Source organism: Flagellimonas meridianipacifica, from assembly GCF_003001695.1.
GTDB lineage: Bacteria > Bacteroidota > Bacteroidia > Flavobacteriales > Flavobacteriaceae > Flagellimonas > Flagellimonas meridianipacifica.
Window position 1 is genome coordinate 585780 of the sequence record NZ_PVYX01000002.1, and the last position, 16226, is coordinate 602005.

15 protein-coding genes are annotated in these 16226 nt (G+C 38.6%); all 15 read right to left on the reverse strand.

The annotated features are described in order from the left end of the window. Nucleotides 1–13: 13 nt before the first annotated feature. On the reverse strand, nucleotides 14–931 hold the full coding sequence (locus CLV81_RS12585) for a polyprenyl-phosphate transporter (RefSeq protein ID WP_106145466.1): 918 nt from the start codon (nucleotides 929–931) through the stop codon (nucleotides 14–16). Nucleotides 932–954: 23 nt separating this feature from the next. Continuing rightward, a complete protein-coding gene (locus CLV81_RS12590) occupies nucleotides 955–2355 on the reverse strand; it encodes a tetratricopeptide repeat protein (protein WP_106145467.1) in 1401 nt (466 codons plus the stop codon). Nucleotides 2356–2441: 86 nt separating this feature from the next. Next, complete coding sequence (locus CLV81_RS12595) at nucleotides 2442–3638, reverse strand: aspartate aminotransferase family protein (protein ID WP_106145468.1); 1197 nt, start codon at nucleotides 3636–3638, stop codon at nucleotides 2442–2444. Next, a complete protein-coding gene (locus CLV81_RS12600) occupies nucleotides 3638–5317 on the reverse strand; it encodes an OstA-like protein (RefSeq protein WP_417935441.1) in 1680 nt (559 codons plus the stop codon). Before CLV81_RS12600 ends, CLV81_RS12595 begins: the two co-directional genes overlap by 1 nt. Nucleotides 5318–5571: 254 nt before the next feature. Further along, on the reverse strand, nucleotides 5572–6582 hold the full coding sequence (locus CLV81_RS20925; protein WP_146129896.1) for a DUF6090 family protein: 1011 nt from the start codon (nucleotides 6580–6582) through the stop codon (nucleotides 5572–5574). 114 nt (nucleotides 6583–6696) lie between these two features. Continuing rightward, entirely contained in the window at nucleotides 6697–8124 is a 1428-nt protein-coding gene (locus CLV81_RS12615; RefSeq protein ID WP_245912010.1) for a nuclear transport factor 2 family protein, read from the reverse strand. A gap of 105 nt (nucleotides 8125–8229) precedes the next feature. Next, the gene (locus tag CLV81_RS12620) at nucleotides 8230–9069 is read right to left on the reverse strand and encodes a CPBP family intramembrane glutamic endopeptidase (RefSeq protein ID WP_106145471.1); all 840 of its coding nucleotides are present in this window, start codon (nucleotides 9067–9069) and stop codon (nucleotides 8230–8232) included. 136 nt (nucleotides 9070–9205) lie between these two features. Then, complete coding sequence (locus CLV81_RS12625) at nucleotides 9206–10252, reverse strand: serine hydrolase domain-containing protein (RefSeq protein ID WP_106145472.1); 1047 nt, start codon at nucleotides 10250–10252, stop codon at nucleotides 9206–9208. A 116-nt stretch (nucleotides 10253–10368) separates the two neighbouring features. After that, nucleotides 10369–10779: a DUF6463 family protein gene (locus CLV81_RS12630; protein ID WP_106145473.1), complete on the reverse strand. Its 411-nt coding sequence runs from the start codon at nucleotides 10777–10779 to the stop codon at nucleotides 10369–10371. Next, on the reverse strand, nucleotides 10776–11315 hold the full coding sequence (locus tag CLV81_RS12635) for a GNAT family N-acetyltransferase (RefSeq protein ID WP_106145474.1): 540 nt from the start codon (nucleotides 11313–11315) through the stop codon (nucleotides 10776–10778). The genes CLV81_RS12630 and CLV81_RS12635 overlap by 4 nt, the downstream gene beginning before the upstream one ends. An 86-nt stretch (nucleotides 11316–11401) precedes the next feature. Then, on the reverse strand, nucleotides 11402–12097 hold the full coding sequence (locus CLV81_RS12640) for an SDR family oxidoreductase (RefSeq protein WP_106145475.1): 696 nt from the start codon (nucleotides 12095–12097) through the stop codon (nucleotides 11402–11404). A 9-nt stretch (nucleotides 12098–12106) separates the two neighbouring features. After that, a complete protein-coding gene (locus tag CLV81_RS12645) occupies nucleotides 12107–12952 on the reverse strand; it encodes an oxidoreductase (RefSeq protein WP_106145476.1) in 846 nt (281 codons plus the stop codon). Nucleotides 12953–12977: 25 nt separating this feature from the next. Further along, entirely contained in the window at nucleotides 12978–13952 is a 975-nt protein-coding gene (locus CLV81_RS12650) for an alpha/beta hydrolase (RefSeq protein ID WP_211298010.1), read from the reverse strand. Nucleotides 13953–14073: 121 nt separating this feature from the next. Next, entirely contained in the window at nucleotides 14074–14997 is a 924-nt protein-coding gene (locus CLV81_RS12655; RefSeq protein WP_106145477.1) for a helix-turn-helix domain-containing protein, read from the reverse strand. A gap of 133 nt (nucleotides 14998–15130) precedes the next feature. Further along, nucleotides 15131–16225, reverse strand: a complete 1095-nt coding sequence (locus CLV81_RS12660) for a DUF418 domain-containing protein (RefSeq protein WP_106145478.1) — start codon at nucleotides 16223–16225, stop codon at nucleotides 15131–15133. Nucleotide 16226 lies beyond the last annotated feature (1 nt).

Genomic DNA, 16226 nt, shown 5'->3' on the forward strand with positions numbered 1-16226 from the left:
GTGTCCTTTCGCTTTATTTTCTGGAAGCGGTTTTTTCCAGGATAAAAATAAGCGAAAAACCTATTATGGCTAAAAGAATAGCGAATGCCAATTGATTGTCCCCTTCAAAACTCCATGGCCATACATTCATTTCGTCGGTAACGATGGTTTTGTCACCAAAAGTTTTGGTCTCCAAGACTTTTTTCCAAGGCCATATTTTGTTCAAAGAGCCTAAAATAAAGCCAGTAAGTAGGGCAAGAGTCAAATTCTTATAGTGGCTGAACATCCATTTTAGGAGTCGGGCAAAACTCAACAACCCAAAAATGGCCCCTATTCCCACGGTTAGCACTATTTTAATATCTCTTTCATGTACAGCATCCAAAATGGTTTTATAAGACCCCAATAAAACCAATATAAAGGCTCCCGAGATACCGGGTAAAATCATGGCGCAAACAGCTAAAGCACCCGAAAGGAACAAATAGGGGAGGCTCTCTACATTCTCATTTGGAGGTAGCTCTGTAATTATATAGGCTACCGTTGCACCTGTTAAAAAAATCACAACTGTTCCAACATTCCATTTCTTGATTTCCTTTCCGACAAAGAAAACGCTGGCCAATACCAATCCGAAGAAAAACGACCACAACAAAACAGGTTGGTTTTCCAATAACCAACTTAAAAATCTGGCCAATGAGAAAACGCTAATAAAAATCCCTACAAATAGGGCCAATAAAAAATTTCCATTGATCTTATTCCAAAAAGCTTTGATTCCTTCTTTTCTGAGCGTACCGAAAAGAGATAAGTCGATGGAATTGATGGAAGTGATGAGTTCTTCATAGATACCGGAGATGAAGGCAATGGTCCCTCCAGAGACCCCAGGGACTACGTCCGCAGCGCCCATAGCCATACCCTTAAGGGTGATGAATAGATAATCAAGTGTTTTTCTTGATTTCATAGAAATGTATTGGTGAAAAAAGGTTAGGTAGATGCCTTTTTGAACTCTGACAAAAGCATTTTTAAGCCGTGGAAATTTTTAAACTCAGGAAATTCACTCTCAAACAAATGGAGATTTTCAGAATTCAGTTGTAAGGCTTGCATGAGCTTTTCTTTACTTTTTTCAAGTTCCTTATTTTTTAAGTAGACACCGGACAACTTGTAAATCAATTTAGACTCTTCGGGATAAAACTCAATGCCCTGAACGAGTACTTGAATGGAAGAGTTAAAATCTCCTACCCTTTTTAACGTTTCGGACCATTCCATCCAAGTGTCCAGTTCGTAATTTCCTAAGTCCACCGTTTGCTTGTAAGCAAAGTCGGCCTCATCCAAATTACCCAATTGAAAATAAATTTTAGCAGCTTTTTTCCAGTATAATGGATTTTCTCCGTCGATATTGATGGCTTTATTAATATAAAACAGTGCTTTTTCAAAGTTTTTCTGTCTACTATGAAAGTCTGTAATGGCCAACCACCCTTTATCCAATAAGGGGTCTTCGTGTACCGTATTATAGTAGTAATATTTGGCCAAGTCGTCATTGCCCAACTTTTCATGACATTTTCCAATACGGAGGTATGCATGGGAGGTAGGATCATCAATGGTTATGGTGACTTCATAGTTTTCAATGGCTTCATTGTACCTTCCCAATTTCTCCAACACTTTGCCTTTTTCAAAATAGGCACCTATGAACGAATCGTCAGAAATGATTGCAAAATCAAAAGCTGTTAAAGCCTCTTGATACATGTTTTGGGCGAAGTACATTTTACCCAGTTGATGCCAGGCTACTTCACAATAGGGGTTGCGTTCCAAATAGTCATTCAGGTAATGAATACAACCCTCAAAGTCTTCCAAAAACTCGAAGCAGTATACCACATTATAAAGAGAGGAATAATCACTTTCATCAAACTCCACACATCTCATGAAACTTCGCTTGGCTTTCTCATAGTCATCCATAAACAAATACTCCATGCCCAATAATGAATGTATGTCGAAGGAATCTTCTGCATGATGTAATGCTTCCAGAAGAAGGTTGACCGCCTCTTGGTGATTATCCTGTTTGGAACAGATATTGGCCCTCTGAATATAGATTTCGTCATTAAAGGCATCAAAGTCTTGAAGTTCATCCAAAATATGTTCTGCTGCTTCAAACTTGTCCTCAAAAACAAGGACTTCAACCCGTAATAGTTTTAATTCTAGAGAATTTGGGTGCTGTTCCAAGCCAATTTGGATGGCTTTCTTCCCCAAAGCGATTTTTCCGTTATTTAAGTAGTAATGAATAATGTCCTCAAAGTCCTCTGCATCGAAAAAATAGACATCATCTGTCTTGAGCATTGACTCAAATTTGCTTATTGATTTGTCAGGATTTCCGTTAGAATCTAACGCCATAGGAACGTATTTGGTTTTACTATGGACTTAAAATTAGCCCTTTGCTTTCTTCATTAAAGCCGTATTTTGGGTATGTTATCAACAAATTAGTTAACAGACCGCGGCTCGTACTCGTTTAAAATCTCAATAATTTGCTTGCATCCATGCTCAATTTCTTCTATGGAAATAGTGAGCGGTGGAGATATCCGAACCGCTTTGGGTTCGAAAAGCAACCAGAAAAGAATCAAATGTTTTTTTGCCGCGGAAAGCACCAAATAATTTGCTATTTCGTCGCTTTCCATAATCAAGGCCAACATCAATCCTTTTCCTCTTATTTCTTTAATCAAAGGATGTACCAAAAGCATTCTGAAGTGTTTTTCTTTCTCCAGGGTTTGTTCAATCAGCTTACTTTCCGTCAATTCTTGCAAAGTAGCCAAACTGGCAGCAGCAATTACCGGATTTCCGCCAAAAGTGGTAATATGACCGAGTTTTGGATTGTCCTGCAAGCTGGCCATCATCTTTTGGGAAGCGACGAAAGCCCCGACTGGAAGTCCCGATGCCATTCCTTTGCCGATAACCAAAATATCTGGGATGCAATTGAAGTGCTCAAAGGCGAATAATTTGCCCGTTCTTCCAAATCCAGGTTGGATTTCGTCCAAAATAAGCAGGGCACCTACCTCATCGCAGCGTTCTCTTACTTTGGACAAATATTCATTCTTAGGCAAGATGAAGCCCGCTCCTCCTTGTATGGTTTCTAATACTACTGCTGCTGTTTTTGTGGTGATGCGTTCAAGTTCTTTCTCCTCATTGAATTGAATGAAGGAGACGTCGGGAATCAATGGTCTGAAAGCACCTTTACGCTCCTCGTAGCCCATAAGGCTTAAACTGCCCATAGTGTTCCCGTGATAGGCGTGGTTGGCAGCTATAAGTTGTGACCTTCCGGTATACCTTCTTGCTAATTTTATGGCTCCTTCTATGGCCTCAGTACCGGAATTGACCAAATACGTGGTTTCCAAAGTTGGAGGTAAATGGCGGGCCAAAAGTTTTGCATAGGTAACTGAAGGATTTTGTACATATTCGCCATATACCATTACATGCATGTATTGCTCTGCTTGCTCCTTTACAGCGTTTACCACTCGAGGATGACAATGCCCAAGGCTGCATGCAGACACCCCAGCCACAAAATCCAAGTGGGCATTCCCGTCTTCATCATGGATATAGCTGCCCTTGGCCTTGGCTACAACAAGACCTAAAGGATGTGGAGTGGTTTGGGCCTGATGTTTGAAAAAATCGTCTTTGAGCATTAGGGCGATTGTACTTTGGAAACTTTGGTTTCCTTGGGTTGTGTTGCTTTGGATGGAGGAATGTTGTTCACAGGGTCGTTTTCGTTCTTACTGCGTTCTTTCTCCTCTGCATCAATGTCAATTGGATTCTCTATCCCCCGTATCTTAACCAAAGTAATAGTATTGTCATCCTCATCAAAAATGTCATCCTTGTTCAAAATCCGTTCATCTCCCCGCCAAATGAATCCCTTAAGTTTTCTGCTTTCAATTGGAAGGTCTTTCTCTGGGAAAATATCCCCGTCTGGATTAACAAAAAAGGTAATGTCTTCAATATCGTTATTGGCCATCAGCAAGCGTATCTTACTGCATATCGTCTTATCAATGCCGATGAGCTCCTGATCATCATTGTACATGTAGTAAATGACCTCAGTGTTTTTGACCAGGTCTATGATTTTCAATTCGTTTTCGATGAACTTCCCGAACAGGTCCTTTCCTTTGGCTTGATTGTATCCTTCCCGGCTAATGGTATCCAATGAAATGATAAAGGCATTTTCCAGTACTTTTAGCGAATCCAGTTTTTCGGTTTCCAAATCGGATATGAGATGAATGCTGTCTCCCGTAATTTGATTCTCCACATTCCACATGATTGGGTCAGTGACCAACTCGGTTATACCCGTTTTTTCGTTAAAATGTATGGAATCACATTTACCGCTTAAATCAGTTTTATAAAATTTCGCATTTCGAAAAGCCCTCAAAATTCGAGATTCAGGCTTCCCCGTTACCATAAGGGTATCCCCATGAATATAAAGGGAATCCTGTTGCACTAGACTTATGGAAACTGCACGCTTTGTGGCAAAAACGGAATCTTTATCCTTGAAAACTTCTGCATAATGTGCCCGTATAACCCCATCATTGATGGTGTCGGTTATTTTAATGTTATTGGTAGCAGAGGCAAATGCACTTATTTTATCAAAATACAGGCTATCACCTTCAATAATTTTGTTGTTATAATCAATACGGGTGTTTTTTATGCCATAGCCTCTCTCAATTTTGGTGTCATAAAACCCACGCTCGCAATATATTTTGTATTCTTCACCTGTTATCGTAGATGGCCCGTACATGTAGGCATTTTTTGAGGTGGTATAATAATCCAGCTGTTCCGAATCAACTGTATACTCGGGATTGTCAATATGCACTTCATTTTGGAACTGGTACTTTTTAGGGGTCATAAAGTATGTGCCGATCGTACTGGTGAGTACATTGGCAGAGTCCACTACCTTACCCCCTGAACGGTAATAGGATTCCTGTTTTTCCCTATCAAAATAGAGGGTATCTGTGGTAAGGGTCATTTGTCCGTTAGTGAGGTCTACATTTTCCCATGCTTTTGCCAGTTTGGTATTGCCGTCATAGTCTATCTTTCCACTATTCAACTCTATGGAATCTCCTTGTTGTAATCTAATGTTACCAATGGCCTTCAGCTTATTCTCCTGTGCATAGAAAATGGCTATATCACACCAAAGGTCTGCGCCTTGATGTTCAAACTGTACTTGGCGTTGGTCATCTTTACTAAAAATGGAAGCACCTGGGAATTGGGCTTCATCCTTAGTAAAGTTAGCGCCATAGATAATATTGATTTGTTTTCCTTCTGTTTGTTGGGCTTGGAGGCCTAGGGAAAACAGGATTACTAGCAGAAATAAGATGCTTTTCAAGTCAACAAATTTTGCTCAAAAGTAGGTTTTTTGCAGGAAGTGGCACAACCTGTTTAGAAAGCTTTAATTTTTCAAATAGATGGAAATGGTTCTTGTAATTCCCTAAAAAGAAGGAGGATATTCCAAGTATACAAACTTAGTTCTGTCAAATTTATTTATCCAATTTTAGTATTGGAACTTGAAAACAGGAAATTGCTAGGATATCTTTTTGGAATTGGATGGATTGAAATTTTGTAAAGTGTTACTCAATTTAATACTAAAAACCCGTTGGGGGCAAACGCATAAATTTGACTACACTTATCATCCTTTTTCAATTTTAGATAACCATAATTCTGGTTTGCTCCTAAATTCAACTCATTGATGAATAGGTCGTTTGCTGGTATAGAAATCGTAAATATTTCATCCTTGGTTTGATTTACTACATCTAGAGTAACCCTCTCACTTGTGTTGTTAAATATGGTGGTATTGATTCTGAATTCATATGTAGGGTTTGTAACGAATAGCTCTTCATTACATTCGAAAGATTTCATTGGATTCATTCCATTTTTCATCATAAATTCCTCAAAGGAAATGTTTACGTCCGAATTCCAAATTTCCTTTATCTTCCAAAGAAGAAAAACGGAACTGCTCTGTATCAATGACATATCCCAGAAGTTTTCGTTAAGCATGGTCCTTGACCAATTTTTCAGTTGATTCTTAAAAATGGCATCGGTAAGCATAAATTCGGTGGATTTGGCTAGGGAGAGGGAATCTCTTTTATGTAGCCAATCCAACTTTTTGGAATACTCAGTCCTATGTTCATAGACCATATCCAAAATAATGCTTTCCCATTTTCTCTGAGAAGTAATCCTTCTCTGTAGTTCTTTCAAGTGGGGAATCAGGTTTTTATATTCTAATGGAATTTCCTTCTCTTTTTCGATAATTTTGGCAAGATTATCGTCCAGAAAGTTCTCGGAAAATGTACCTAGCTCTATTAGGGCGCCTAAATCACTCATTTGTTCAACGGACAGTTCGGTCTCGAATACTAACCTAAATCTTGCATCCAATTCCAGGCCCATTTCAATAGATGAATTGGCAGTATTAATATTTTGCTGTAGTTCGTCTTGTAGAACCCCGAAGAGATTGAGAATGGATTCTTCCAGCTTTCTTTTTTCGTTCCAATTGTTTATTTGAAGCGCCAGTAGAATCCCAACGACAACCAATACAATTTCACCAGCCGCGTAAAATAGATATTGGCTGATTTTGTTTTCTGCCATAAGCTTTTGTCTAATCTTTCTAAAAAAATTGATCATGATAGTATGGCAAAATGCGGTTTAGTATTAAGGTAATTCGAATCAATTTGTAAAGAATCTTTAATTATGTACTGGGATTCATTCATCCCCTCTACCTAAATAGGCCCTAATCGAGGTAATCAAACCTTGCGAGTTAAAGGTTATTACATCTACGACATAGAGCTCCTCCGTCTCGTTCACTGTGATTTTTAGTTCGGCAGCAACAGTATCTTTATCTTGGTGCATCTCCAAGATTTCGATTTCGATGGATTTGGCAGCTTCGAAGTTTTTTTTCGTTTCCTTCAATGCCTTTTTTTTGCCTTCCACTCGAATTTTCCAATCACGTAAGATGATGTCCTCTGCAAAAATGGCTTCAACTCCGGCTAAATCCTTCTGGGCGTACCTTTGCAGATATAACTTACACAGTTCTTTTCTTGAGCTCGTGGTCATGTTGGTTATTTTGTCAAATGTAGGATATTCGTTGTTGATATCTGTATTGGAACTGATGCACATCACCATATCATCAACATTGATGGGTGGAGTTGCCAGTTTATACAGGATAATACCATTCTTTGGCGATTTGTATTCTTCCAAAACAGTACCGAATTCATCGGTTGTATACCCAACAACCTCATTTTTCTTAACGGAATCCCCAGCCTTGAAATCACTATAAAAAATTCCCTTCGCGCTTGAACGAATATAACTTTGGTTATTGTAATAAATCATATTTGGGTGAGGTCCAGTGCCATTTTGATACATGTTCATCGTAGCGAGCATATTGTAAATCCCCTTTTTTATCAAGTTCACATTTTCTTCTTGAACATTGCCTAGTTTTCCACACTCGATACTTAAAGCTGTTTTTCCATCTTGCACGGCTTGTTTAAATGTATACTTGGCCGCATCCGTGTCCGAAAGAGTGTAGGGATAGGAAATCACATACTGAAACCCGCTTTTTTCAGAGAGTTTTTTGGCCAGCAATGTTTGTTCTGGTTTTTTAATATTGTTGTAGTAACAGACAAAGGGTATTAAATCTTCAGGAGCATCCCCGCCATGCACATCAAGGAAAACATCACTCACCGGAATTATACTGGAAGTGATAAAATGGCCTATTTTTTCTGAAATGGTTCCATCTTCTTTGCCAGGGAAAACATTGTTCAGATTTTTCCTGTCCAATGGATTGATAAAGGGGGTTCGAGCATAAAATGAGGTAGTGTTGGCGATAGGGACAACGATTAAGGTTCCTTTTAACCGGTCAATGTCAATCTCTTTTAGTATTGCTTGAACTGCAACTATTGGCGGATATTCAAAACCATGTATTCCGGCAATTATTGTAAAGACTGGTCCGTCAGTTTTTCCTTTAATGATGGAAAAGGGCATAGAAGTTTCATTTCCATCCTTGTCCTTAAAACTGATGCTTAAATCTTCTCGAAAAGGTCTTATGTCCGTATTGAAGGCCTTTTGAAAGATATTTTGGCCAAAAGCGGTATGTAGTAATAATAAGAATAGAAAAGTGGTGAATCGTCTCATAGTATGGTATACATGAAGACCACAAGTTCTTAAATTCTTTTGATTACTACCAGAAAATAACAACCAGACGTGCCGTGTTGTCCAACTTAATAATTCAAATAGTATTTATGAATGTACAGGCGGTCCATTATGGGTGTAGTCCTTATTTCTTTTTGATAGAAAAATTGTCAAAATGATTATAAGGGATACCTGAATTGATAGCAATATTGGATTACTGAAAACATCTGCTCCAAGAAATCCGTGTGTAAAGTTCATACCACCGTGCAGTAGAATCGCTAATAGCACGCTTCCTCTGGTACGATTGTATAACCAAGAGAATGTTACGCCCATAGCGGTCATCAAAGGGATATAGGCCCACAGTGGCATTGAGCCTACAGCTTTTGGCAAAAAAATGAACAAAGGCAAGTGCCACATACTCCATAAAAAACCAAGTATTAGACCAGATATGTTCGGAGAATACTTTTTTTGTAGCAAACCTTGTGCATAACCTCTCCAACCCAATTCTTCGGCAATTGGACCACCCAACAATGTGTTGATCAAATAAAAGATAGGGAGCAATAACAAAGCTAGCCCAAAGTTTTCTTTTGTTAAGCCCATTCCTTTCAAGATTATCCCAATCTCGGGTAATTGACCTCCAAAAACACCATAAATGCTTACGGAAAGTAAACCGATAAGAAGAATTCCAAAAACAGAAAACAAGTAGTATTTAGGATGGACTCTCCAAATGAACAATTTTTTGAGCAGATTTTTAATCCCGGCTTTTCCTGTATTTAACCATGTCAAAAAGACCGCAGCAATGGACGGTCCCCATGCACCGGGAAGAACCCAAAATTCATTTATTTCTTCATTGAAATATAAAGGGCTCCAAAGTAACCATGAAATAGTAAATGTTAGAACAAAGTATAAGAAAACATTGGGCCTATTGTTGTTTTTGGTTTTGTTCATTTTTTGGTTAGTTCAGATTATTTGTTGCATAAATTTTTTTGTGAATCAACTACACTTCCTTTTCTCAGTTTACAATTCACCTTATCATATGCATCTAAATATTGTTTTTGTTTTGTGGCGTACTGGTGAACTGTAATCAAAAACGTCTCAATATCTCTCCGCCAGGTTCGTTTAAAAATACTTTGATGGCTTTCATGGCCAATCCTCTACCGTTATCTCCATTGGTCATAACTACGAGTCCTGTCTTTGATTTGGGCAAAAGAACAACCAATGAATTCACTCCTTGGTCGCTGCCTGCATTAAATAGGGCATACTCTTCATTGGGTAGGTTCTGAAACACTATCCATCCCAATCCAAAATCTATACCTTCGCGAACTTCAGAGTGCGGCTGGCCCATTTCTTCAAAAAGTGTGTTCTTCAGATAAGAGTTATTGAGCAAAGCGGCAGAGAGTTTACCAAAGTCCGATAAAGTGGTCAAGAGATTGTCTGCTGCATTGGCTTCGTATGTTTTTTGATACTCATAAGCCTTACCCTCCTTGTCGTGAGAACCCGCAAAATCAAAACTTTCCATTTTTTTATTCCAGACAAAAGCACTGTTTTCCATTCCAATGGGTTTGAAAAGCAATGAATCTGACAGCTTTTCCAATGGGGTATCAAATTTATGTTCCAAGGCATTTCTCAAGTATTCGAACCCTTCTCCGGAATATTGGACTTTTTCACCCGGTTCAAAATCAAAGGAAAGTTTTTTGTCCTCATACATATATCTCCAGTTCTTGAAGCCACTTCTATGACTCAGAACAATTCTCGAAGTTAGCTTTTGGTGCCTGCTATCTTCCTGTACATCTGGATCTATCCAATATTTATATAAAGGTTCGTCCAAATCCAAATTGCCATTTTCCACAAGTTTCAGAGCTGTAAGTGTAGTTATGGTTTTGGTAAGGGAGGCTACATCAAATAGCGTTGAGTTGGTGATTTTGTTTCCATTTCCATCAATCCCCTTCACAATAGTTTTGGCAACATTGCCATTTTCAATTTTTAAGATTGCAATACCAGGAACATTGGTTTCGCCAAGCCAATTACTTACCTGTTGCTCTTCTGTTGTGTTATCAATAGTTTGGGAATCTTGGGCTTTTACACTGATAAAAAGTAATACGAGTAAGCTCGAAAAGTAAATTGATTTCATTTGATTGATGCATTTAGAGTTTTCCCTATCTGTTCAATAGGTTTGTTTGATGACGAAATAGGAGTGGAATTGTTACACTATATACAGAAGCTAAATCCTATGGGTCATTCTTAGCTCTAAACGCTTACCTTGCTGTTGCGATTTCTTTGAATCAACATGTAAACTGCATGCGGTAGCATCAAAAAGGTCATTCCTGAAAAAGGAATCATAAAAACTCCAACCAGTACAATAATCAAATAGGCCCAAATGAAGTTTTTTGGGATTTGACCACTGGTTTTTTCCACGTAGTTAACAAGGATTCCAAGTGGAATGAGCAACAGGCCATAATAGAAGAACCAAAAGGCAGCAAAATTCTCATAGTTCATTTCTCCGTTAAGTAAAGGGAATTCCAACAGTCCCTCACTTATTTTGAAAAAGAATTTATCGGCAAATACTGCAAATTGTTTTCCAAATGCAAATGGAGAAATTCCTAAAAGCGGATGAATGATTCCAAAAAAAATTAAAATCTTTCCATTCGTGATTTTCATGATTTGTCCTTTTTGTTTGATATGTTTTTATTTTCTTTCCCTAAGCTTTTCAAACTATAATACGATAATAGATTTTCACCTTTTTGGAAATCACCTTGATACCGTAATCCAAGTTTTTGTAATAAGTTGATTGACCTTTTATTTTTAGGTAGGGTTATGGCGATTATGTTCTCATGCTTTCCAAGTTCTTTAACTCTTTCCAGATAGCATTTGCTTGCTTCAAGGGTATATCCTTTTTTCTCAAACTTGGGCAATAAGGCAAATCCAATATCTGGAAACATTTCTTCTTCCCGTTTTAGAAATGTTACCACCCCGATGGCCTTTCTGGATTCTTTAAGCTCAAATACGTTGTAGTAATAACTATCGTTGTTCAGGATTTCTTGTATGTAATTCTCAGCATCTCTTGTATTGGAAACATTTCTATCCCCAATAAATTTTAACCAACCTTCCGAATTGACCAATTCGAAAATAAATTCAGCATCTTTCAAATGTATAGGTCTAATTCTCAATCTTTCGGTTGCAAGATTCGTATACATATTGATTTATGTTCTGGAGGTTGTTGGGTAAAATCTAATAACTTGATTTAAATAGCTTTCCGTTAGAGGTTTACTAAGCTATCAATTTACCATTCAATTATTCTTTTATCTCTAAGGAATTTTCCTGTGGGACCATTGCTGTCCAGTAAGGATGCCCAAATTATGGTTTCTGCGCCCTTTTCAGGACTCCTAGTTGCCCCACTGCCGCCCATATCCGTTCGTACCCAACCAGGGCATACAGAGTTCACCAAAATTCCCTGAGACCTAAGCGAGTTTGCAAATTGAAGCGTAATGCCATTTAAGCCTAGTTTTGAAAGGCTGTAACCTGGGGTGTTTCCGGTTTGGCTTGATAAACTTCCACTTCCACTACTGACATTGACAATTCGGGCGGCTTGACTTTTTTTCAATATTGGCAATAGTATTTGGATAGTCTGCCAAGGCCCAATCGTATTTGTTTCCAATGTTTTACGGACTTCGTCTAAATCGGCATTTTGAACATTTTGCCAAGTATCGTAGTTGATACCTGCGTTATTTATCAAAATATCGAGTTTTCCGTATTTTGTTTTTATAAAATCAAACACACTTTTAATACTTGAAACGTCGGTTACATCGAGTTGATGATAGATTACATCACCAAAAGTAGAAAGACGCTCAACCGCTACCTTACCATCCTTTTCTTTCCTACTAGTTACAATGACAGTTATTCCTTCTTTTAAAAGGCCTTCTGCAACAGCAAAACCGATGCCTCTATTGGCACCGGTTACAAGAGCTATTTTGTTCATTTTTAGGATTTAACTATTATACGAAGTATTAAGTGCGGTTTCTTTCCAACTATCCAAATCACTCAGAAGTTGTTCGGCATGAACTTTTATGGCTTCGACCGCATCAGCACCCAATTGTAGACGCAAGGGAGTGTTTTCCACCTGTAATGCTTGGTCAATGGCCTGTGCCGCTTTCAGTGGGTCACCCTCTTGTGTGCCATCCATTCCTTTCGCAAAATCTCGAGTACCTCCTACAATCTCGTCGTAGGCTTCAATTTTTGGCATGTGCTTTAAGGCACTTCCTGCAAATTCGGTTCGGAAAGCTCCAGGTTCCACTATCATTGTTTTTATGCCAAAGGGCGCTACTTCTTGGGCCAATGCTTCGGATGCTCCCTCCAATGCAAATTTGGAAGCTGAATAGGCACTGAAACCACCAAAACTCATATTACCGCCCATGCTGCTCATGTTGACAATGGCACCACTACCTTGCTTTCTAAGATGGGGTAGCACTTCTTGGGTTACTGAAACGGCTCCGAAGAAATTGGTTTCCATCTGATTTCGGAATTCTTCCTCAGGGGTTTCCTCCAATGCTCCAACGATGCCGTAACCTGCATTGTTGATAAGAACATCAACATGGCCAAAAGCGTCTATTGCTTCTTTAACTCCTTGTTTTACTTGTTGGCGATTGGTAACGTCCATTGAGATTGCCTTGATTTGGTCCGGCGCGGTCGCTGCCAATTCATCCAGTTTTTCTTTTCTACGTGCTGTAGCTACTACTTTATAGCCTTTGGAGGTGGCATATTCTGCCATTGCTTTACCAAAACCAGATGAGGCCCCAGTGATAAACCATACTTTGTTGTTATCTGTATTTTCCATTTTCTAATATTTTGATGATTAATTTTCAATTCAGGTTCTTTGAAAAGAAGGCACTTACTTCTTCTACTGCTAGATTGACTTGTTTTGGCTGGTCATAGTAATCAAAGTGATATCCATCTCCCCAGATAAGCTCTTTTTCACCTTGAAGGTCGTTGTAAAACTTCTTGACATTGTCTGGTAATGCAGAACCATCTGAATGTACCATCATGAAAGGTGTCTTAATCTCTTTTGCCTTGCTCATGGGGTCAAAATCCAACCAAGGTCCCCAGCTCATTACCGACAATTCATTTTTCCACTCCTTCACGCCACCGCCTCTTGTAGTGTCCATATAGTATTCCATAGGTCCTACGTGAGAAGCAGTTTTATCTTCGTTGTGATATGCTAAGATAATATCGTTTTCCCCAGTGTTGGCGAACTTCTTTTTTGCCTCTAACCCAACCTCACGCAATTTCTGTATAGTATCTTCACTGCCATAGAGCATAGGTAAAACACTTTCATCTGGAAGCCAAGCTGCCACAGTGCCCACGGCTTTTATTCTGTCATCCTCGGCGGCGAGATAAGCTACATTGCCTGCTGATGTACAAACACCCAGGGCCCCGACATTTTCCACATAAGACAGCGATAGGAGATAGGTAGTGGCTGCTTGCAAATCCTTAAGTTTTAACTCCGGGTCCTCAAACTGACGAGGTTGTCCTTCGCTTTCTCCATAATTACGATAGTCGAATGCCAAGGTTACAAAGCCTTTTTCAGCTAGTCTTTGCGCATAGGTACCAGCCATTTGCTCCTTTACAGAAGTTAATGATCCCCCTGTGATTATTGCTGGATACTTTTTTGAAGAATCAAAATTTGCAGGTTTGTATAGATGACCTGATAAAACTAAACCATCTGCGTTGAAAGTTACTTTTTCCATTTGAATTGTTTTTTTAGAGTTATCATTTGGTTTTGCATTGGCAAAAGCGAAAACCGATAGAACAGTGATTAAAAAGAGTTTTGTATTCATAACAATTAGTTTTTAAAAGATTATGATACAAAAGTATGGGCCGGATAGGGGGTGTGAACTACACAATTCAAAGTGTGAAGTATACAATTCAAATAATTGGCAAAAACTAGGGGTGTTTTTGCTATTTTCTGAAGGTTCCAGGGGTCATTCCAGTTTGTTTTTTGAAGAATTTGGCAAAATGGTTGGGATAATTGTAGTAGAGCTCAAAGGCAATTTCCTTCACCGATTTATCCGTATTTACCAGTCTAGATTTGGCCAAACTCAAAATATGTTTGTAGATGAGCTCAGAGGCAGAATGTGAAGTGATGCGTTTGCAAAGGGCGTTCAGGTGGTTAGGGTGAACAGATAACCTATCGGCGTAAAACTGAACTTTATGTGGTTCGGCATTCTCAAAACTTTGCCCAGGATGAAAACTGGTTTCAATCTGATTTTTAAATCTGCTGACTAAAATGATATCACCATCCCGTTGTGTAAACTGAAGTTCACTTTCATTTATTTGTTTTTTAAACAGTCTGGCCGCTTTGTAGAGAAGGGCTTTGGTATGGTGGTAAATAATCTCTTTGTTAAAATCAGCTCCACTATTGTACTCATTGAAGGCTTCTTTGAAAATACTCAAGAAGGTGGGTATGTCTTCTTTGGCAATGTCTAAAGGAATGGTGTTGTCCACAAGAAGGAAAGGAAATTCTTGTCCTATCTGCGCTGTGGGATTTTTTTCAATGTAAAAATCCTCGGTAAACATGATGTAGTACCCTTCCCAGTCCGGTAAAATGTCCCAATATGTGATTTGATAAGGTGAATTGAAAAAAAGGGTGGCCTCCAGATTTTTGGTGGAATAATTACCTGTTTTCGTGTATCCGGAACCTTCAAGTTTTAATGCCAATGCATAAAACTCATGTTTGTGCAAAGACATTTTATGATGCACGGTTTTCATATTTTCCTGAAAACTACGAACGTCATAATCATGATGTCTGGGAGATGGTATGTTTATACCCTCACAGTATTCTTTTAATGTGGAAAAATGAATCAATTCAATTTTCTTTTTCAATGGGTCGCCAATCGTCTTCTAACCAGTTGAACGACAAATTGGCGACTCTTTTTCGTATTACAAGATACTCCAAACCTCCCTGTTTTCCTTGTGATTTCTTATTGAGCTTGAAAATAGTAATCAACAGATTATCTCATCTCGTTATCCTACGAAATATCCATTCCAAAGGACCAATTCTATTGTATTTTAACCAAACCCAAGCAAACAAGACACAGCTAAAGCTAAAAACCAAAGCGTACCCAACCGAAAAAAGTAACGGATATTTCCCAATCCTATCTGGATTTATCGATTCCACGATACCCATTCCCAAAATCACATGCGCAACATAGAAGGTCAAGGCTAGTCGTCCGGTTTTGGCCAAAGCGATTGCTATTCTGTTGTTCGTGTTTGCTCCTGTTATCAGAATAGAGGCTGATATTATAGTAAAGGCAATGGCAATTCCATTGAGCATATAAATTGGCAATGGAGGCATAGGGCTCGTCCCAAATAACTCATTTATTTCTTTTGAGGTTTGTGGACTTATATTGGATAATAGGTTTATTAGGAAGGTGGACGTGATTTGAATGACAACGAAGGCAAGAACAGAAAGAAGAAGTAGTTTTTTGACAAACTTCAGGTTTTGTAAATCTTGCTTGCCAAGCCAGTATCCAAAAACCATAAATGCAGACCACGGAATAACGGGATGAAAACCATTATAAATCAGGTTTCTGATGAATCCTCTGATTGTCCAAAAATCATTATAGGTCAGGGAGTTGAAATCCCAACCCATTTCATAATCCCATATCATCATTAAAAAAGGATAAATGAATATGAGCCCAAAACCGAATAGCAGGATAAATTGTTCTGTTCTTTTTAGGAGCACAATTACCACTATCATATACATACCATAGAAATGTAAAATATCCGCAGGCCAAATGTTTAGGTAAGAGACTCCGATTAAAAAAAGAAGAATCGCCCTTTTCAATATCTTTTTTTTGATATTTCTCCATTCTTTTAAGTCCTTGCTCTTGTTGACTTTTTTAGTAATTAGTGCCATTCCAACTCCGGCCAAAAACACAAAAGTTGCAGCTGCTTTTCCATCCAAGATGTTTATGACCGTTATTATACCGCTAGAATCTTTTGCTCCGAAGACCATTTTGAAATTGACCACAATCATACCAAATAGGGCCAGTGCTCTAGCCACATCCAATCCTATTATTCTTGTGGATGGCTTTTTAAATGAAGTCATT